The 18,909-nt window shown below is 59.1% G+C and carries 22 protein-coding genes; 10 read left to right on the top strand and 12 right to left on the bottom strand.

Annotated elements, in window-relative coordinates; all coding sequences use genetic code 11:
• The first annotated feature begins 12 nt into the window (after positions 1-12).
• Positions 13-906 carry an aminoglycoside phosphotransferase family protein gene (locus tag QE453_RS18780; protein WP_309777665.1) on the top strand — a complete coding sequence of 298 codons (894 nt, stop codon included), beginning with the start codon at positions 13-15 and terminating at the stop codon, positions 904-906.
• 4 nt (positions 907-910) lie between these two features.
• Here QE453_RS18780 and QE453_RS18775 read toward each other — a convergent pair whose 3' ends face one another.
• Positions 911-1,444 carry a GNAT family N-acetyltransferase gene (locus tag QE453_RS18775; protein ID WP_035209694.1) on the bottom strand — a complete coding sequence of 178 codons (534 nt, stop codon included), beginning with the start codon at positions 1,442-1,444 and terminating at the stop codon, positions 911-913.
• 178 nt (positions 1,445-1,622) lie between these two features.
• Positions 1,623-2,552 carry a DMT family transporter gene (locus tag QE453_RS18770; protein ID WP_045531911.1) on the bottom strand — a complete coding sequence of 310 codons (930 nt, stop codon included), beginning with the start codon at positions 2,550-2,552 and terminating at the stop codon, positions 1,623-1,625.
• 197 nt (positions 2,553-2,749) lie between these two features.
• Here QE453_RS18770 and gcvA point away from each other — a divergent pair, with 197 nt between their 5' ends.
• The 3 genes from gcvA to QE453_RS18755 are packed head-to-tail and all read left to right on the top strand — an operon-like array spanning position 2,750 to position 4,841.
• Positions 2,750-3,652, top strand: a complete 903-nt coding sequence (gcvA, locus tag QE453_RS18765) for a transcriptional regulator GcvA (RefSeq protein WP_004442772.1) — start codon at positions 2,750-2,752, stop codon at positions 3,650-3,652.
• Positions 3,653-3,694: 42 nt separating this feature from the next.
• Positions 3,695-4,303: a 3'-5' exonuclease gene (locus QE453_RS18760; protein WP_044459616.1), complete on the top strand. Its 609-nt coding sequence runs from the start codon at positions 3,695-3,697 to the stop codon at positions 4,301-4,303.
• Positions 4,304-4,349: 46 nt separating this feature from the next.
• A complete protein-coding gene (locus QE453_RS18755; protein WP_004442768.1) occupies positions 4,350-4,841 on the top strand; it encodes a CreA family protein in 492 nt (163 codons plus the stop codon).
• 36 nt (positions 4,842-4,877) lie between these two features.
• Here QE453_RS18755 and QE453_RS18750 read toward each other — a convergent pair whose 3' ends face one another.
• Positions 4,878-5,345, bottom strand: a complete 468-nt coding sequence (locus tag QE453_RS18750) for a chemotaxis protein CheW (RefSeq protein WP_003522339.1) — start codon at positions 5,343-5,345, stop codon at positions 4,878-4,880.
• 226 nt (positions 5,346-5,571) lie between these two features.
• On the opposite strand from QE453_RS18750, the gene QE453_RS18745 reads away from it, so the two are divergent.
• From QE453_RS18745 to QE453_RS18735, 3 genes are all read left to right on the top strand, one after another.
• Complete coding sequence (locus QE453_RS18745) at positions 5,572-5,730, top strand: hypothetical protein (RefSeq protein ID WP_309777662.1); 159 nt, start codon at positions 5,572-5,574, stop codon at positions 5,728-5,730.
• 141 nt (positions 5,731-5,871) lie between these two features.
• Positions 5,872-6,480: a cytochrome oxidase assembly protein Sco gene (sco, locus tag QE453_RS18740; protein WP_022556589.1), complete on the top strand. Its 609-nt coding sequence runs from the start codon at positions 5,872-5,874 to the stop codon at positions 6,478-6,480.
• 80 nt (positions 6,481-6,560) lie between these two features.
• Positions 6,561-7,439, top strand: a complete 879-nt coding sequence (locus tag QE453_RS18735; protein ID WP_004442762.1) for a 50S ribosomal protein L11 methyltransferase — start codon at positions 6,561-6,563, stop codon at positions 7,437-7,439.
• A 148-nt stretch (positions 7,440-7,587) separates the two neighbouring features.
• Here QE453_RS18735 and QE453_RS18730 read toward each other — a convergent pair whose 3' ends face one another.
• The gene (locus QE453_RS18730; RefSeq protein ID WP_003522343.1) at positions 7,588-7,761 is read right to left on the bottom strand and encodes a hypothetical protein; all 174 of its coding nucleotides are present in this window, start codon (positions 7,759-7,761) and stop codon (positions 7,588-7,590) included.
• A 293-nt stretch (positions 7,762-8,054) separates the two neighbouring features.
• Here QE453_RS18730 and QE453_RS18725 point away from each other — a divergent pair, with 293 nt between their 5' ends.
• Positions 8,055-9,896 carry an aminopeptidase P family protein gene (locus tag QE453_RS18725; RefSeq protein ID WP_309777660.1) on the top strand — a complete coding sequence of 614 codons (1,842 nt, stop codon included), beginning with the start codon at positions 8,055-8,057 and terminating at the stop codon, positions 9,894-9,896.
• Here QE453_RS18725 and QE453_RS18720 read toward each other — a convergent pair.
• Positions 9,893-10,207, bottom strand: coding sequence for an AzlD family protein (locus QE453_RS18720; RefSeq protein WP_006697773.1), 315 nt, complete (start codon positions 10,205-10,207; stop codon positions 9,893-9,895). The genes QE453_RS18725 and QE453_RS18720 overlap by 4 nt on opposite strands.
• Entirely contained in the window at positions 10,204-10,923 is a 720-nt protein-coding gene (locus QE453_RS18715; RefSeq protein WP_309777659.1) for an AzlC family ABC transporter permease, read from the bottom strand. The genes QE453_RS18720 and QE453_RS18715 overlap by 4 nt, the downstream gene beginning before the upstream one ends.
• Positions 10,924-11,089: 166 nt before the next feature.
• Between QE453_RS18715 and QE453_RS18710 the strand changes: the two genes are divergently transcribed.
• Positions 11,090-11,326: a DUF2164 domain-containing protein gene (locus QE453_RS18710; RefSeq protein ID WP_006697775.1), complete on the top strand. Its 237-nt coding sequence runs from the start codon at positions 11,090-11,092 to the stop codon at positions 11,324-11,326.
• Positions 11,327-11,406: 80 nt separating this feature from the next.
• Here the strand turns inward: QE453_RS18710 and pncA are convergent, their stop codons facing one another.
• Positions 11,407-12,033: a bifunctional nicotinamidase/pyrazinamidase gene (pncA, locus tag QE453_RS18705; protein ID WP_112553893.1), complete on the bottom strand. Its 627-nt coding sequence runs from the start codon at positions 12,031-12,033 to the stop codon at positions 11,407-11,409.
• Between the two features lie 451 nt (positions 12,034-12,484).
• Here pncA and QE453_RS18700 point away from each other — a divergent pair, with 451 nt between their 5' ends.
• Positions 12,485-13,771 carry a DUF2778 domain-containing protein gene (locus tag QE453_RS18700; protein ID WP_045531901.1) on the top strand — a complete coding sequence of 429 codons (1,287 nt, stop codon included), beginning with the start codon at positions 12,485-12,487 and terminating at the stop codon, positions 13,769-13,771.
• Between the two features lie 12 nt (positions 13,772-13,783).
• Here QE453_RS18700 and QE453_RS18695 read toward each other — a convergent pair whose 3' ends face one another.
• The 5 genes from QE453_RS18695 to QE453_RS18675 form a co-directional block, all read right to left on the bottom strand.
• The gene (locus QE453_RS18695; protein WP_022556583.1) at positions 13,784-14,209 is read right to left on the bottom strand and encodes a DMT family transporter; all 426 of its coding nucleotides are present in this window, start codon (positions 14,207-14,209) and stop codon (positions 13,784-13,786) included.
• Positions 14,206-14,688: a DMT family transporter gene (locus tag QE453_RS18690; RefSeq protein WP_045531899.1), complete on the bottom strand. Its 483-nt coding sequence runs from the start codon at positions 14,686-14,688 to the stop codon at positions 14,206-14,208. Before QE453_RS18690 ends, QE453_RS18695 begins: the two co-directional genes overlap by 4 nt.
• Before the next feature lie 272 nt (positions 14,689-14,960).
• Positions 14,961-15,773 (bottom strand): glycosyltransferase family 25 protein, encoded by an 813-nt coding sequence (locus QE453_RS18685; RefSeq protein WP_034498809.1) that lies wholly within the window; start codon positions 15,771-15,773, stop codon positions 14,961-14,963.
• 103 nt (positions 15,774-15,876) lie between these two features.
• Positions 15,877-18,351 carry a UvrD-helicase domain-containing protein gene (locus QE453_RS18680; RefSeq protein WP_309777656.1) on the bottom strand — a complete coding sequence of 825 codons (2,475 nt, stop codon included), beginning with the start codon at positions 18,349-18,351 and terminating at the stop codon, positions 15,877-15,879.
• Between the two features lie 102 nt (positions 18,352-18,453).
• On the bottom strand, positions 18,454-18,864 hold the full coding sequence (locus QE453_RS18675) for a carboxymuconolactone decarboxylase family protein (protein ID WP_004442748.1): 411 nt from the start codon (positions 18,862-18,864) through the stop codon (positions 18,454-18,456).
• Between the last annotated feature and the right edge of the window lie 45 nt (positions 18,865-18,909).

Raw genomic sequence — 18,909 nt, 5'->3', positions numbered from 1 at the left:
GGAGGGTAAGGCATGGATGACCGCATCGTCGTCAGTGCAGAGCAGGTCCGGGCGCTGGTTGACAGCCAGTTTCCTCAATGGGCGGCGTTAGATGTTCGGCCGGTGGAACTGAGCGGCTGGGACAATCGCAGTTTTCGCCTTGGCGATGAAATGCTCATCCGCATGCCGAGCGCCACCCGTTACGTGGCGCAGGTCGAGAAGGAGCATCGATGGCTGCCAACGCTTGCGCCTTTCCTGCCTTTTCCGATCCCTGCTCCAGTAGCGCTCGGGCAGCCGGGGCAGGGTTATCCGTTCCGTTGGTCGGTCTATCGCTGGCTCGAAGGGGAACCGCTTGCTCAGCATCTGGAGAAGGTCGATCTGTCGGTCATTGCCATTGATGTCGCCACGTTCTTGAAATCATTACACGAGGCGGATGCTGTGGATGGCCCGGTCGCAGGGGCGCATAACTTTCATCGCGGGGGCTCGCTTGCAGTCTATGACGGGGAAGCGAAGGCCTCGACGGCGCGGCTTGCCGATGAGGTTGATCAGGCGTTGGCTACGGAGATATTGCAGCTTGCGCTTTCGAGCCATTGGCAAAAGCAGCGGGTGTGGGTGCATGGCGATATTGCCGAGGGCAATCTGCTGGTGAAGGATGGCAGGCTTTCGGCCGTCATCGACTTCGGCAGTTCCGGCGTAGGCGATCCGTCTTCTGATCTCATTCTCGCGTGGAATGTGCTTGATGCTGAAAGCCGGGCTGTTTTTCGCAGAGCGCTCGATCTGGATGAGGCCACATGGCAGCGCGGGCGCGGGTGGGCCTTATGGAAGGCGCTGATCGTTCTGGATGCCGAGCGCGGCCGTAACGAAAAAATGGCCGAATGGTCGCGCCGGACCATTCGGGAAGTGTTTGCCGACCACTTGCGCAGCTAACCGACTATCGAAGTCGTGCCATCACGTGGGCATCAACGTATTTGCCATCTCGATAGGCGTCGTTGCGCAGGGTGCCTTCAAGTTCAAAACCGAATTTCTCGTAAAGCCGGATCGCGGGGAGATTGTCGGTGAAGACGTTGAGTTCGATGCGGCGGATATCGTGCCAATTATCGGCGGTGTCGATCAAAGCCGCCAGAATATATGTTCCGACACCTCTGCCGGCAAAATCGTCGTGGACACTGATTACCAGATCGGCGATGTGGGACTGTCTTCCTGCCCTGCGGAACAGTCCTGCATTGGCAACGATCTTTCCCCGCCATTCGCCAACGATGGCGATATCGTTTGGGCCGCGGTTCTCCATCGATTTTCGTGTTTTTTCAACCGACTGAAATGGTTGTCGAAGCGTGCCGTGACGGACGCCGGGCAGGTTGAACATTTCTGTCAGGGCTTCAGCGTCGTCCAGACGCGCGGCGCGCAGGACCACTTCATTCAAGCTGAATTGCGAATCTTCATTATCGGCAAATTTCACAGTCTGCATGCCTGTCTCCTTGGGCGTATGGGAGCAGGAGTGCGAACCCTGCTGACTGGCAGGGTGGAAATGGATCGCTTAACGCGACGACATACCTTCCCCTGCCGGGTGGCCGGTGATGGTGTGACGACGGGTGGTGTTCTGCTTCGCGATCATGGGCGCACAATGCTTTTGCCGTGTAATTCTGTCAAGCAGGTGCATTGCGCAGCAGGCTTCTGAGTTTTGACGGCAGCCTGCCGTCGATCGCCGCGAGACCCGCAGCAATCATCGCCATGCCGGCGAAGTGCTTCATTTCCAGTTGCTCCCCTAGAAGCAGGGAACCGAGCAGGATGGCGCTGACGGGGATGAGGAAGGTGACGAGGGCAAGGTTGGTGGCGCCTGCGCTGGCAAGAATGCGGAAGAAAATGAGATAGGCGAGCGCCGTCGAGAGCAGTGCGATGCCGACAAGCGCGCCCCACGTGCCGAGGCTCGGCATGGCGAGTGTCCATGGTTTGTCGATGAGAAGGGCGGCCGGGATCAGCATCAGTGCCGAAGAGGAAATCTGGCCGGTGGCGGTCATCAGCGGCGGCACGCCCATGGCCTTGAAGCGGCGGCCGAATATGCCCGCGAAGGCATAAGAGATGGCCGCGCCGAGCACGGCGATCTGGCCCCAGAGGCCGGATGAGCCGGTAAAGGCGGCGGGGCCGATCATGGTCGCCACGCCGGCGAAGCCGACCAATACGCCGGTCAGCTTATTGCCAGTCATCTTTTCATCAGTGGTGAGAAAATGCGCGACGATAACCGTGAAGAGCGGCGTTGTGGCATTGAGGATCGAAGCCAGTCCGCTGGCAATATGGGTCTGGCCCCAGACGATCAGGCAGAAGGGAATGATGTTATTTAGAAGGCCCATGCCGAAAAAGGCGCGCCACACCGCCCATTGCCTCGGCAGGCGAAGGCCCATGATGCGGCAGACGATCTGAAGCGCGATTGCCGCAAGGGTAACACGCAGTGCGACGATGGTGACGGGAGGCAGTTCCTTGACCGCAACACCGATGAAAAAGAACGATCCGCCCCACAGGAGCGAAAGCGCGACGAGCATCGCCCATTCGCGGGCATCCATCTGTTTCTGTATCGCCATTATCATCTCCAACGCATGAGCATCGACATGATCGCAGACGGGATCCCCGCCATCCACCCGATATAGGTTGAGTTAATCTCAAGCTCGGAGGCAATGGGTTTTCACGTCGCTTTGTGTCTTGTTGCGTCCATTTACTCTCTGTTTTATGGTGTTTTCAAACGATTGTTTCTCGTTCGATAATTGAGTTGAGCTAAATCATGTCCGCCGAACTCCCGTCTCTGAAAGGGCTGCAGGCCTTCGAGGCCGCAGCGCGCTATCGCAGCGTCACGCTTGCCTCCAACGAGTTGAATGTCACGCCCGGCGCCGTCAGTCTGCAAATCCGGGAGCTGGAGGCGCGGCTTGGTGTGCAATTGTTTTTTCGCAAGCCGCGTAGCATCCAGCTGACGCGCGAGGGGGAGCGTTATTACGGCGCGCTCCGCACCGCTTTCCGGATGATGCGCGAGGCGACGGCGGAGCTGACAGCGCGGTCTGAGATCACCGTTTTGACGCTGAGCTGCACACCGACCTTCGCCGTGCAATGGCTGATGCCGCGATTGCCCGCCTTCCAGCAGCAGCACCCGCAGGTGGATGTGCGCATCAGCGTCACGAACCGATTGGTGGATTTTTCGAGGGACGACGTCGATCTGGCCGTCCGGCACGGTTTCGGACGGTACGAAGGGCTTGAGAGCATCCGCTTCATTGATGACAGCACGTTGCCGGTCTGCTCGCCCCAGCTTCTTGAAAAATACGGCCCGCTACGGGAAGCGGGCGATCTGAAATCGGTCCCGCTGCTGCATGATGAAAACCGCAATGAATGGCGGCGCTGGCTGGAAGCGGCAGGTGCAGCGGAAGTCGACGCGTCCGGCGGCACCGTTTTCATCGACAGCAACGGCGCGCTGGATGCCGCCAAGGCCGGGCATGGCATTGCACTGACCCGGCGTTCGCTCGTTTCCCGCGAGCTTGCCGAAGGTGCATTGATTGCGCCATTCGGTAAGGACATGGCCAGCACGCTCGCCTATTTCCTCGTTTATCCCAGGCGTATGCTCGATAATCCCGATCTCGTGACGCTCATCGACTGGATGCTTTCGGAAGCGCATTCCAGCGAAGCCGGTTCTCTTTGAGGCCGATCCGGTTTATGCCGGAAGAAACAACGGGAATCACTCTTGAAAACCATCGCCATCGACTTCGAAACCGCCAATGAAGAGCGGGGCAGCGCCTGCTCCGTCGGCCTTGCCTGGATAGAAGACGGGGCGATCGTTCGTGTCGAGGAACGGCTGATCCGGCCGAAGGACATGCGGTTTTCGCCCTTCAACATCGCCGTGCACGGCATCCGCCCTGCCGATGTCGAGGATGCGCCGGAATTTCCCGAGGTGATGGAGGAGTTCATCGACGACTTCCATGGTGCGACGATGATAGCCCACAATGCCGCCTTTGATTTCAGCGTCATGCGCGCGTCCTTCGACAAATATCGACAGTCCTATCCCGATCTTTCCTATCTGTGCAGCGTCAAGATCGCCCGGCATGTCTGGCCCAATCTGGTGTCGCACAAGCTGAATGTGATCGCTCATCACCTTCAGCTGCGTTTCGTGCACCATAATGCCGCGGAAGATGCCGTTGTCTGCGCGGCCGCGTCGATTGCGGCGGCCAAGGCATTGAGTGTCGCCCATATCCACGATCTGCCGGAGAAAATCGGCATGGTGGCCGGGCGACTTACTGCCACGGGCTACCAGCCGTGCAGTATGAAAAAACGGCCTGCCGCCCGGGTTGCGTAACGGTGGCTTCCACCTATGTTTGAAGCAGCGTAACGGAGAAGATGCGATGACAAAGAAAACTCTGTCGGGCTTGTTTGCGGGCTTTCTGGTGTTGCTTCCGGTGACTGCGGCAAATTCGCAGGTGGTTGGCGAGGTCGGCGTCGACTGGATCGGCAATGATATCATGATAGAGGCGATCGCTGATCCGAAGATCAAAGGCGTGACGTGCCATGTGACCTATTTCGAGCGTGGCGTCATCGACAGGCTGAAAAACGGCAACTGGTTCGAAGACCCCTCCAACAACGCCATTTCCTGCAGCCAGACCGGGCCGGTGGAGATTGGTGACATCAATCTTTCGAAGGGCGGCGAAGAGGTATTTCGGCAGGGGATGTCGCTGGTCTGGAAGAAACTCGTCGTCAGCCGCGTCTACGACAAGGCCAATGATACGCTGATTTATCTGGTGCACGCGCGGGAACTGACCGATGGTTCCGCCAAGATGGCGATATCGACGGTGCCGCTCTATAACCAGCAGGTGACATGGGAAAAGGGCAAGCCGTAAGGCTCGCCCCCGCAATTGCCATGTCGATGCCGTGGATTACGCGGCTTCGCGCGCCAGTTCGTCGGCGATAACCGTATCGAGGTTGAGGAAGCAGACCATGCTTTTTTCCAACGCGACGATGCCGCGGCAGAAGCTGCGCTGTTCTTCCGGAATGATATCGGGCGCGGGCTGCAGGTCTTCGGAGCGGATGGTCATCATGTCGGAGACCTGTTCCACCAGAAGGCCGACCAGCTTGCCGCCGATATCGGTAACGATGATGGCGGAGCGCTCGGAGGGCTCGGTCATTTTCATGCCGAGGCGGCCGGCCATGTCGATGACGGGAATGACGGCGCCGCGCAGGTTGATGAGGCCGAGAACATAGGGCGGGGTGTGCGGCATCGGGGTCACCGGCGCCCAGCCGCGGATTTCGCGGATCGCCATGATATCGATGCAGAATTCCTGATCGCCCAGATGAAAGGAAACGATTTCGAGATATGCGCCGGATTGCTTGATGGCGTTGGACATGACGGCAGGTTTCCTCTGATGGCTCTCTAACAGGCCCACGCAGGATTGAGCTTTATGCGGCGGCCGGAGAATGGACCGGGAGACATCATGTCGAGGCTTGAAAAGCCGCTGGGGTCATAATGCATGGCAAGATTTTAAACTTTCCCTAACAATTCTCCATCTCGCCACGGCAAACTCCAGTATTTTACCGGTTTTCGACTGTGCGTGGACGGGCTATGATAGGAACATGAACGCGCTCGTTTCCTATCCTCTGAAGTTTATTCTGGCTGGACTTTCCGTGGTGGCTTCGCTTGCCATCGTGCTTCTTGCGTTTGACGGCTGGGTGCGGCACGGCACCGATATTTTCCTTTCCGCCGTGCAGAACGGTATCGCCTGGTGCCTGTGACGCCGCGCCGTCGTCGGGCTTTGTGACAAATCAGCGCGGTCGGCTCAAATACGGCCAGTTGATTTGCCGTCGCCGCCGTCCTTCGCTATCTGTCTGTCGGACGCCCGGACACGGCGCCGGCTTTCGGGGTAGGATTGGACAATGAGAAATATTCGCATCGTATTGTGGGCGGTCGTGCTCGTTCTAGCCGGCGTCGTCAGCTGGCTGACGATCGAAATGACGAAGACCCGCGAGCAGATGGTGGAGACCGCCTATGGCGTGCCGTTCGAACTGACGGCTCAAACGGGTCAGCCGATTACCGAAAAAGCCTTTCAGGGCAAGCCGACAGCGCTGTTCTTCGGTTTCACCCATTGCCCGGAAGTCTGCCCGACGACCCTGTTCGAGCTGAATGGCTGGATGGAGAAGGTGGATCCGGCCGGCGACAAGCTGCAGGCCTATTTCGTTTCCGTCGATCCCGAGCGTGATACGCCTGAAATCATGCAGCAGTATGTGTCCAACGTGTCGAAGCGGATCACCGGCATTACCGGACCGGCCGACAAGATTGCCGAGACGCTGAAAGGCTATCGCATCTATGCCAAAAAAGTGCCGGTGGATGAGAAGGACCCGAACGGCGATTACACCATGGATCACACGGCATCCGTTATCCTTCTCGATGCCAATGGCCGTTTTGCGGGAACGATCGCCTATGGTGAAAATCCCGATGTTGCCGAGCAGAAGCTTCAGAACCTGCTAAAGGGCGCGAAGGTTTAATTGCGTTCGGCTTATTGGACTGAGTGCGGTTTTGTGGCAAAGGCAGATTGAACAGCCGAAGCCAGAGGAAACAGCCTGCCGTGAGCGAAATCCGACTTTACGTCACCACGACCGAAATCAAGGCCGGTGAAATTCTCGATTTGATGTCGGACTATTTCGGCGAGGAGGATGTTGCGATCGCCACGACCGAGGTGGACGAGAAGCGTGACATCTGGGAAGCCTCTGTCTATTTGATGGCGGAGCAGGAAGAGGAATTTCGCGAGCGCATCAGTACGCTGCTTGCGCCGGCCTTTCCGGGCCTTGTCATCGAGAAGGAGATTGTTCCTGATGTCGACTGGATCGCCAAATCGCTTGAAGGTTTGAAGCCTGTCCGGGCAGGGCGTTTCATTGTTCACGGCGCTCATGATCGCGACAAGGTGCGGCCGAACGATCTGGCCATCGAAATCGAGGCGGGACAGGCGTTCGGCACCGGCCATCATGGCACGACGGCGGGGTGCCTCGAAATGATCGAAGAGGTTCTGCGGGCGCGGCCCGTGCGCAACGCGCTCGATCTCGGCACTGGCAGCGGCGTTCTGGCCATCGCCGTGCGCAAGATGCGTCCTATTCCCGTGCTTGCGACGGACATCGATCCCGTCGCTGTGAGGGTGGCGAAGGAAAATGTCCGGCTTAACGGCATTGTTTCGGGCATGGTGCTGGAGACGGCGCCGGGTTTTCACTCGGACGCCTTCCGCAAGCATGGCCCGTTCGATCTCATCATCGCCAATATTCTCGCGCGGCCACTCATCAAGATGGCGCCGCAGCTCGTCACGCATCTGGCACCCGGCGGCACTGTCATCCTGTCGGGCATTCTGGCGTCACAGCGCTGGAAGGTGCTTTCCGCCTATAATGGCGCAAGGCTTTCCCATGTCCGCACCATCTGGCGCAATGGCTGGGTGACGCTGCATCTTCGCAAGGACTGAAGCTCTCGCAACATTTATTGCGGACAGAAGAAAAAGGCGGCGCTTTCGCGCCGCCTGAAAACCCGCGAGCCTGGGAGGAGCTTGCTCAAGCGGGTAGACGTATTCCTGTCCGGACGCGGGGTAGGGAGGAATGCCGCGCCGGATAAAATCAGAATACGTAGCTGGACTTTGCCTTGCGACGCAGATCGGCGCGGTTCATGCCGAGCGCTTCGAGCGACTTGTCGTCGAGGTTCAGAAGGGCGGCGTTGACATGACGGCTGACCTGACGCTCGCGTGCTTCAACGACGCGATCGAAGGCTGTGCGGAGGAAAGATTTTGCCATTGCTTCAAATCCTTGTTTGCCAGGAGAGTGTTTCTCTCGCTGTGTTGATCTTGATATAAGCGATGTGTTTTTGTTTGGTTAGAGGGTATATCTCAGGGTAGGAATGCATTTTTTGCATATCGCTAAGCCTTCAGTATTACTTATTTCGCAAAATATGCCCAATTTATCACCGCAATCCCGGGCATCACTTATGGCTTGAAACCGGCTTTGTCCGCGTGGCATTGTCGTTGCGCGCCAACGATTTGATGGTGCCGACAAACAGTTTTCTCCATGACAGTTCCCGAAAGATGCCCATGTTCCAGACCTTCGAAAACAAATCCGCGCCGCAATTCGGCAAGGCTCGCGTCGAGGCGCTGCGCGCCGGTTTCGATGCCCTCGGTATCGATGGGTTTCTGGTGCCGCGCGCCGATGAATATCAGGGAGAATATGTGCCTGAGTGCGCCGAGCGCCTCTCATGGTTGACCGGATTTACCGGTTCCGCCGGCATTGCACTGGTAACGCGGACGGAAGCGGTGGTATTCGTCGATGGGCGCTATACGACGCAGCTAAGCTCGCAGGTTGACCAGACAGTGTTCACTGGTGGTGATCTGGTCGGTGCGCCACCTTCCGTCTGGCTTGCCGAACATGCTCCAAAGGGTTTCCGGCTTGGTATCGATCCGTGGCTGCACACCGGCGCCGAATTGAAGCGGCTGGAAAAGGCGATCGCCGGCAAGGGCGGTTCAATCGTTCTTCTGGAAAAGAACCCGCTCGATGCGCTGTGGCAGGATCGTCCCTCCGAACCGCTGGAGCCCGTCGTCATCCAGTCAGAGGCATTTACCGGCAAACTGGCGAAGGAGAAGATTGCCTCACTGGCGGAAACCGTTTCCGCAAAGGGGGCGGATGCACTGCTGGTGACCGACCCTTCGTCAATCGCCTGGATTTTCAATATTCGGGGCAACGACGTGCCGCATACGCCGCACCCGCTCGCCCGCGCGATCATTTATGCAGATGGCAGGGCCGATATTTTTCTCGACAAGCGCAAGACCGGCATCGAGGCCGAGGCCTATCTGGCGCAGCTCGCGACACAGTTGCCGCCGTCGAAGATCGCGGATCGCCTGCACGCCATTGCCAGCGCCAAGGGCCGGGTGATGGTGGACGCCGATCTGACGCCAGTGGCGCTGACCGGCGCAATTACCGCAGCGGGCGGCTCCCTGATCGAGGAAGCCGATCCAGTCCGTCTGCCGCGCGCGCGCAAGAACAGAGCTGAGCTTGCCGGTTCCGCCGCCGCCCATGTGCAGGATGGAGCGGCCATGGTCGAATATCTCTGCTGGCTGGATCGCCAGCAGCCCGGCACGGTGACGGAAATCGACGCCGTCAAGGCGCTGGAGGCGGCTCGCGTCAAGGTGGGGCAGGGGCTGCAAAACCCGCTCAAGGATGTCTCTTTCGACACGATTTCCGGGGCCGGCGCACATGCCGCCATCATCCATTACCGCGTCACGACAGATACGGATCGAACACTTGCCAATGGTGAGATGTTCCTCGTCGATTCCGGTGCGCAATATGTCAACGGCACCACGGACATCACCCGCACCGTTGCTATCGGCACCGTTCCGGAGGAGCAGAAGCGCTTCTTCACGCTGGTCCTGAAGGGCATGATCGGCATAAGCACCGCACGGTTTCCAAAGGGAACGCGCGGTTGCGATCTCGATCCGCTGGCGCGCATCGCTCTCTGGAAAGCTGGCGCGGATTATGCCCACGGCACCGGCCACGGTGTCGGTTCCTATCTTTCGGTGCATGAGGGGCCGCAGCGCATTTCGCGGCTGTCGACACAGGAGCTTTTGCCCGGCATGATCCTGTCGAACGAGCCGGGTTATTATCGTCCCGGCGCCTTCGGCATCCGTATCGAAAACCTTATCTATGTGCGCGAGGCGGAGGAGGTGGCCGGAGGCGACCAGCCGATGTTCTCTTTCGAGACGCTGACATGGTGCCCCATTGACCGACGGCTGGTGGTCACCGCACTTTTAACTGACGAGGAGCTCAACTGGCTAAATGCCTACCACGCAGGCGTGCTGGAGAAGGTTTCTCCCCTGATAACCGACGAAGAAGTCAAGGCGTGGCTCGTTGCGGCGACCAAGCCATTGGAGCGGGTTGCTTAAAGCAGCCCGAAATGCCGGATGGCGATGACGATGGCCCAGCCGACGGCGAGCATCGTCAGGCCGGGAAAGCGCAGGCAGACCAGAAGGGCGCCCACCATGCCGATCTTCACCTCGTATCCGCCTTCAAAAAAGGCGGGTGCGACGAGTGTGGTGAGAACCGCCACGGGAACGGCGTTCAGGCCCGCCTCCATCCGCGGCGGGATGGATTTCATCCGCGTCATCAACACATAACCGCCGATGCGGGTGAGATAGGTGGCGATGGCGGCGAGTGCGATCAGGAAAATCGTGTCTGCGTGCAGAACGTTACTCATGGCGTTTCCACCCCATTCTCAGAATTCGTCGCGCCATTCGGTTTCGGCGGATAGAGGACCGCGACGAGAATTCCGGCGACGGCGCCGAGACTGACATGCCACGGCGAACCGACGATGTGATAGGCAATCGTTGCGCCGACTGCACTTGCCAGCATGACAGGGTAGAAATTTTCTCGCTGACGGAAGCTCAGCACCATGCCCATGAAATAGATCGGGAGCAGGACATCGAGACCGATGGCTTTCGGGTCGCCGATCATATTGCCGAGCGATGCGCCGAGAATGGTCATGGCCAGCCACAGCACATAAACGGGTGCCGCAAAGCCCATGTACCAGGAAAAGCCCACCGTGCCGGTATTTTCGTATTTCCTCACCGATTCGGCGAATTGCGGATCCACCAGCACGAAGAAACCCGCGGCCTTCTGCAGGAATGACCAGTTCGAGATCATTCGGGCAATGGCGGCGGAATAGAGGATATGGCGGAAATTGACGGCGAACACGGAAAGAACGATCAGCCAGGGGGCAACCTTCTGGCCGAACAGTTCGATACCGACGAGCTGGCTTGCGCCGGCGTAGACGGTGCCGCTCATGATCGTGGCTTCGGTGACGCTCAGCCCGTTATCGACCGCGACCGCGCCGAACAGCGCACCGAAAGGGGCGGCGGAGAGGGCGATCGGGAAACCGCCCTTCAATCCCTCGCGAAAATCTTTATTGAACATCTCTGGAACTCCTTGCCGCCGCTCTATCGCCGTCCCGTCCGACTGGCAAACGAATTGCATGAATGGATCGATTGATTAACTTGAAGCTTCCGTTACGGTATGGTGCCGGCTGACGGTCTCGTCGCCGTCTTCCGACGCCGCTAAATAATCAGACCATGGAAGATCGATGCTGGAGAAGCAGGAGAAGGCCGCGTTGGCCGCACGTGTCCGGGACTATCTTGCCCGGGAAGCCGAAGCTGAAATCGGCCTTCTGCAGGCGGAAATCTTCGTGGATTTTCTGGCGGAGGAATTGGGATATGTGTTCTACAATCAGGGGCTTCGCGATGCGCAGGCGGCGATTCTGAGACGTCTTGAGGACGCGGCGGGGGATATAGACGTGCTGGAGAAACCGAAGCCGCGCTGATGCACCCACTGCGCAGAGGCCTATCAAAAGGGCTCCTGTGGCGAGCACGGCAATCGGTAAACTGGTAGGCGCAGCTCCCTTTAATCGCCCAATATGTCGCGGCTTTTAAGAATGATCGCGCCTTTTTCACGCATCGTCGCAATAGCGGCTTTTATACCCTGCGGGTCGATGCCGCGGCTGGCATCTTCGATGAAGCGGACCTTGACGCCGGGCAGCATGTCCAGCGCATCGAGCACCGAAAAACTGACGCAATAATCGGTGGCGAGGCCACAGACATCGAGTTGCGTCACGCCCTGTCGGGTCAGATAATCGGAAAGCCCCGTCGTCGCGCCCTGGTCATTGTCGCGAAAGGCGGAATAGCTGTCGACAGCGGGGTTTTCGCCTTTCTGCTGAATGTAGTCGAAAGCTTCCGTCTTCAGATCCGGGTGGAATTCCGCATCCGCCGTGCCCTGCACGCAATGGTCGGGCCACATCATCTGCGGTTTGCCGGAGAGTTCGCCCATGTCGAAGGGTTTCTTGCCGGGATGCTGCGAGGCGAAACTGCCGTGGTTTTCCGGGTGCCAGTCCTGCGAGGCGACGATGAGGTCGTAGCCGCCATTGTCGATCAGGGCATTGGCAGTGGGCACAACCTTGTCTCCATCGGCAACGGCCAGATTGCCGCCCGGGCAGAAACCGTTCTGAATATCGATGAGCAGCAACGCCTTCATGATGGCCTCCCTTTTCCGGGCAGGATGCCAAGCTGCTCCTGGGGGATCAAGCCTTTTTCCGCCTGCCCGGCATGTGCTGTGGTGGGGAGCAGCGACCTTTCATGTCGCACTCCTGCCGCATTTCCAGCAAATTTCCGGCAAAGTCGGAAATTACCTGACAATACGGCGGAAATTTTTCAAGGCCAATGACGCCATTAGGGCGCTTCCCCGGGACCACGCGGTGCACAAGCACCCGGTATCCGCGTAAGTCATTGTTTTGCCTTAGCCCCACAATGCGCAGACCTTAACGAAATATTTTTGCAGGGACTCGTAAACACTTTGGTTACCATAATTCGTCATGCTTCGAACCAGTCAGTTCCGAAAGCGGCCCGGTGTTCGCCCGTTCTTCGGATGTCCCAAAATCCCTCCGGCGTCGGCCGGGTATGCGTGAACGGTTCGAGTAACGAGTATCATGGCGTTTTCTGCTGCGGCCTATAACGGCGCCGGTCTTGCCGGTTCGCATTCCCTCAAGAGAGGCAAATCCTTCTCGTTCGGGCGAATGTCGGCGCTTCTTGGTGGCGGTGCCTTTGCCGGCCTTTTTGCCTTTGCCGCTTTCGCTTCGCTGCACAGCATGGCCGCCGCCTCGCATGGCGTCGGACAATTTGAAAAGACGCTTGTGGCAAGGCTGGATACCGCCGAGGCGGCGATTGCCCGCACGGCGGCGCGTGATATTCACGTCCGCAAGTTTTCGCGCCTGAGCGACCACAGTCACGGCCAGCAGAAGGCCGTCCGCCTTGCCGGCATCATGCCGGAGATCGGCGCGAAAGAATTCGGCGAACGATTTGGCGCGGCGGCAAACGCCAAAGGACAGGCGACCGTCAAGGAACTTGCCGCGCTTCAGCCTTCCGCGATCGTCGATTCGGCGCTTGGACGCACCTCCGAGGTTGCCTATCAGAGCGCCGTTCCGCAGCATCCGGCATTCGAAGTGGCGCTGGCCCGACCGCAGGTCGAGGAAGAGGCAAGCAGTCTGCTCCCCGACGACGTGCCGCTGCCAAGCTTCAGACCTGATGTCGCGACAGCTCAAACGGTCGAGCCGTCACCGCGTCCTGCGGCAACTGCCAAGGCGGATGAGCGCGTTCCCGCTGTCGCCTCTGCGCCTGCTTTCGATGCGCCCGTTCCGCTGCGGGCGCCGCAGGCGCCGAAACAGAGCACCGGCGCCATGCTGGCCTTCGCGAAACCGGATAATCCGATGCGTGAGCCAAGCAAGATGGATGCGGTTCCGTGGCCTGACCGTGGCAATGGCACGGCGATCTACGATATTTCTTCCGGTGTGGTGCACATGCCGAATGGCGAGAAACTGGAAGCGCATTCCGGTATTGGCAAGATGCGCGACAATCCCGATTATGTTCACGTCAAGATGCGCGGGTCCACACCGCCTTCAAGCTACAAGCTGACAATGCGCGAGGCGCGCTTCCACGGCGTTGAAGCCATTCGCCTGACGCCGGAAAATGGTGTCAATCCGCACGGCCGCGACGGGCTTCTTGCCCATACATACATGCTAGCGAAACGCGGCGAGTCCAATGGCTGCGTCGTGTTCCGCGACTATTCCCGCTTCCTCGCGGCCTTCAAGCGCGGTGAGGTCAAGCGCATGGTGGTCGTGCCGAAGCTGAACGGCAACCGCCCGACGCTCGCGAGCAGCGGTGGTAAAAGCGGCGGCAAGACGCTGCTCGGCATGTTCTCGCGCGGCAGCGACTCGTGATTGCGCGAATATTTAACGGCTGCGCCGCTGCGTCAGCACCATGCCGGCCAGAATGAGCAGGATGCCGAGAGCGCTGGCCCAGATTTTCGGCGGATGATCGCTGAAAAGATCGAGCATCACACCTGAGACCATCTGGCCGCTTATGACCAGAAGCGCGGTGTTGACCGCGCCGATGCGGGGGATGAGCCAGCTTCCCGAAGCGATGAAGACGACGCCGATGGGGCCGCCGATAAAGGCAAGCCAGGGTGCATCGGCCGCACCCGGTGGAATGAGGCCGCCGACAACGAGTCCGATCACGGTCAGTACGGCAAAGCCGACGATGTGGTTCCAGAAAGACGCGATGAGCGGCGAGTTTGACAGGCTGAGCCGGCCGTTGATCTGGCGGCTCAGCGCCACGAAGACGCCGCCGGTAAAGGCCATGGCGATCCAGACGATCATGCCGTTCTCCCGACAAGGATGATGAGTGCGCTGCCGCACAGAATGAGCGCCACTGCCGCCATGTCCCGAAGGTCCGGCTTTCTTCTGGGCAGTTCGAACAGACCGAAAATATCAGCCAGAAGGCTGAAGATGACCTGTCCACCAAGTCCGAGCGCAATGGTTCCCGAAAGCGCAAGCGGTGAATTGACGGCGGTGGAGGTGAGGATGACGATCGCGGCACCCACAACGCCGCCGCAATAGGCCCAGAGCGGCGCTTTCGGTTTTGCCGGGGCCGAAAGGTCTTTCTTCGAACGCATGATAGCCAGATAGACCAGCGCCGCCACCGTGCCGGTGCCGTGCGCCGTCCAGGAAGAAAACAGCGCGTTGCCGTAATGGGCCAGCTGTCCGTTGAAATGCACCATCAGCGTCAAGAGACAACCGCTGGCGAAGGCGGCGGCGAGATGCAGCGGATTCAGGCGTGGATGCGTCGTGTCTGTCATGTCGGATCGGAAAAGCTGAAGATGGACACGAGCTTTAGCCCATCTGCGCCTGAATCGGAATCGAATTGCGAGAGCTGGCGGATTTGGACGGGATTATCCTGTGCGTTGCGGAACAAGCGATGTGGCCACGCATTATTGCAGCATGAAGAAAACGACACGCAAACCGTTGAACCGGATGACGATTTTCGTCGTCTCGATTTTTATTGTCGGAGCCGTTGTGGCGGCAATTTATCTCATCGGCTTCACGCCCGGCGAAGTGTAAGACGGAGCGATCAATGACCGGCTGGGGCGGCGTTGCCCTTGCCGCGTTCCATTGCAACGCGCGCCCTGGCGACCGCGAAGCGAATACCGCGCAGCAGGAACCGGCTGGTTTCCAGATAGGCCCGATAGGGCAGGACAGTGAAATACCGCCAGCGCGGCAGGCGGTAAATGCGCAGATTGTTCTGGATCTGGCTTTCACCATCCGCATCCTGTGTGGCGCAGAGCGGATAGATGAAGGCGGCCTTCAAGCCGGAGAGATATTCAAGATCGAAGGCGATATCGTAGGCGAGCCGCATCGGGATGAGCTTCGATATCCATTGCCCGGCGCGACGGTTGACGAGATAGGCGCCTGAGCCTTTTTCGCGTGTCAGCGCAATGGCGAGCGAGCGCCCGTTCGAGAGCGGACGGAACGGAAATTTCCGGCCATTGCTGACCGTCGTGAGACGCAGCAAGTCCCAGTCTGAGCCATTCAGCGCCGCCTCATCAATCGCATTTAGAAAATCATCATCGAAGATCACGTCATCCTCGAGGATGAGCGAGATATCGGCATCGCCTTCCATGAATTTTCGGGCGCAGGCGACATGGCTGAGATAGCAACCGATTTCCGGAGGTGACGTGCGGCGGCCATGCATCAGCATATAGGAAATTTCGCTGAATTCCGGGATTGGATAATTCAGCTCCCTGCCATTGACGCCTGGGATGCGCTCCGCCTTGAGACCCATGGCATCAAGGCGCGCGGTCATATCCGCGAGGCGCTTGGTGGCGCCGTCCATGTTGATCAGGAAAACCGCAAGCTTGCGCTGGCTTTTCGGCAATATATGCAAAGCAGTCCTCACCCGGTTCTCACATCCCATTGCAACTCCTTTATTGCAATGGCGTGACGTGGGCTATGGGAAAAGCGGCCTTCAGGCACTCATAGTTGTTGAATCAAACCTTTTCCACAAATCCATCCAGCACGCGCTTCTGGCCGGCGCGGTCGAAGTCGATGGTGAGCTTGTTCCCCTCGATGGCAGCGATATTGCCGTTGCCGAACTTGATGTGGAAGACGCGGTCGCCGACGAAGAATTTTGACGGCGTGTCGGCCACGGATTTGGCCACCAGTTCCCCATCAATAGTGCGGGTGCGCGGGCCGCTTTCGCCATAACCGATTCGTTCTACCGCATGGCCGGAGCGCGTGCCCCAGTTGTCGCGGGTGGCATCGCTACGGTTCTGCTGCGCACGCTTCCAGCCCGGGGTGGAATAGGTGTTCGCAAAGGGATCTGCCTTGTCGAAACGCGATTGTCCGTAGCCACCACGCCCGCCATAACCGCCGTAATTGCTGTCGGATGCTGCGACATCGACATGGGCGGGCGGCAGTTCATCCAGAAAGCGCGAGGGCAGGGTGGATTGCCACAGCCCGTGAATGCGCCGGTTCGAGACGAACCAGATATGGCAGAGTTTCTTGGCACGCGTAATGCCGACATAGGCAAGACGACGTTCTTCCTCCAGACCGGAGCGGCCGCCTTCATCCAGCGCCCGCTGGTGCGGAAACAGGCCTTCTTCCCAGCCGGGCAGGAAGACGGTGTCGAATTCCAGACCCTTGGCGGAATGCAGCGTCATGATGGAGACGGCATCGAGATTTTCGTTCTGCTCGGCATCCATGACGAGGGCGACATGCTCGAGGAAACCGCGCATGCTTTCAAAGGCTTCCATCGAGCGGATGAGTTCCTTCAGGTTCTCAAGGCGTCCGGGCGCTTCGGCCGTCTTGTCGGCCTGCCACATGGCGGTATAGCCGCTTTCGTCGAGAATCTGCTCGGCAAGCGTGGTGTGCTCGGTGTTTTCGAGCAGACCCTGCCAGCGGCGGAAATCCTGCACCACATCGAACAGCGCCTTGCGGGCCTTCGGTTTCAGCTCGTCGGTTTCGATGATGTCGGCCGCCGCCGCCAGCATCGGAATGTCGCGGGCACGCGCATAGTCGTGCAGGTTGCGGATCGTCGTATCGCCAAGGCCGCGCTTGGGCGTATTGACGATCCGCTCGAAGGCGAGATCGTCGGCCGGCTGGCAGACGAGGCGAAAATAGGCCATGGCATCGCGGATTTCGAGGCGCTCATAAAAGCGCGGGCCGCCGATGACGCGGTAATTGAGGCCGAGCGTGACAAAACGGTCTTCGAATTCGCGCATCTGGAAGGAGGCGCGGACGAGGATCGCCATGTCGTTCAGCATATTACCTTTGCGCTGAAGCTGCTCGATCTCTTCGCCGACTGCGCGGGCTTCCTCCTCCGAATCCCAGGCAGCATGCACCACGACCTTTTCGTCGTCAGGGCTGCTGCGTTCGGTAAACAGCGTCTTGCCGAGGCGTCCCTCATTATGCGCGATGAGGTGGCCGGCCGCGCCGAGAATATGCTCGGTGGAGCGGTAATTGCGTTCGAGCTTGATGACCTTGGCGCCGGGAAAATCCTTGTCGAAGCGCAGGATATTGTCCACTTCCGCGCCGCGCCAGCCATAGATCGACTGGTCGTCGTCACCCACACAGCAGACGTTTTGCGGCTCGCCCTTGGCGCGCTGCGCAAGCAGCCGCAGCCACATATATTGCGCTGTGTTGGTGTCCTGATATTCGTCCACCAGAATGTAACGGAACTTCTGGTGGTACTCCTTCAGAATGTCGGCGTGGCGGCGGAAGATGCTGATCGGGTGCAGCAGCAGATCGCCGAAATCGCAGGCGTTCAGCGTTTTCAGCCGGTTCTGATAGGCGGTATAGAGCTCGCGGCCCTTGCCATTGGCGAAGGCGCGGCTGTCACCCTCCGGAATATCCGGCGGCGTCAGGCCCTTGTTCTTCCAGCCGTCGATCATGCCGGCGAACTGTTTGGCCGGCCAGCGCTTGTCATCGAGACCTTCTGCCTGGATGAGCTGCTTGATCAGCCGCACCACGTCATCCGTATCGAGAATGGTGAAATCCGACTTCAGGCCGACGAGTTCGGCGTGACGACGCAACAGCTTGACGCCGATGGAGTGGAACGTGCCGAGCCAGGGCATGCCCTCGACCGCGCCGCCGACGAGAACGCCGATGCGTTCCTTCATCTCGCGGGCGGCCTTGTTGGTGAAGGTCACGGCAAGGATCTGGCTGGGATAGGCCCGGCCCGTTGCGAGAATATGGGCAATGCGGGTTGTCAGAACACGGGTCTTGCCGGTGCCGGCGCCGGCGAGGACGAGAACCGGCCCGTCCAGCGTTTCCACGGCATCGCGCTGTTCCGGGTTGAGGCCGGAAAGATAATCGGGTGCGGCACGCGTTTGATCGCGCGCAGCCATGGCGCGGGCGGCAATGCCAAGCCCGCCGCCGTTTTCCGAAGGGGCATTGTTCGTCGCCCTGCGCGGCGCCACGGGTTCCTCATCGAAGAACGGCATATCGTCAAAACTGTTGCTCATGCGGCCCAATGTAGTGATTCGGGATATAAAGGCCAGAACCGTGTTCTGCTTTTATTCCGGTATCGCTGCTCAAAATGCCTATTCCAAGGCATTATTTCGGGTTCATGCCCTCTGGTCGGCATCAAAAGCGGCATCGACAGGCACTTGAAGGGCCACTGCAAGCTGGTTGGTCTTGGCGGCGAGCGCGATAATCCGCATCAGATCGGCATGCTGTTCATTCGTCATGCCCTTGGCTTTCGCGGCCGCCGTATGGGAATGGGCACAATAGGAGCAGCCATTGGTGACGGACACTGCGATGTAAAGCATTTCCTTCACCAGAGGGTCGAGCGCCGAGGGTGTCGCCATCACCGCCTTGACCTCGGCCCATGTCTTTTCCAGAAGATCAGGATCAAAGGCGAGGTAAAGCCACATATTGTTGATGAAGTCCGATTTGCGGGTGGTGCGGATATCATCGAACACCGCTTTCACGCGCGGATCGGCTTCGGGATTTTGTGTTTTCGTGACGGTGCTCATGGCTTCCTCCGGCTCATTTCGTGCTGACAGACTACCGCGCTGAAC

It is taken from the genome of Agrobacterium sp. SORGH_AS_0440 (genome assembly GCF_031453135.1).
GTDB classification, from domain to species: domain Bacteria; phylum Pseudomonadota; class Alphaproteobacteria; order Rhizobiales; family Rhizobiaceae; genus Agrobacterium; species Agrobacterium pusense.
The sequence above is the reverse complement of the archived record's forward strand: the minus strand, read 5'-3'. Positions and strand labels throughout refer to the sequence as shown.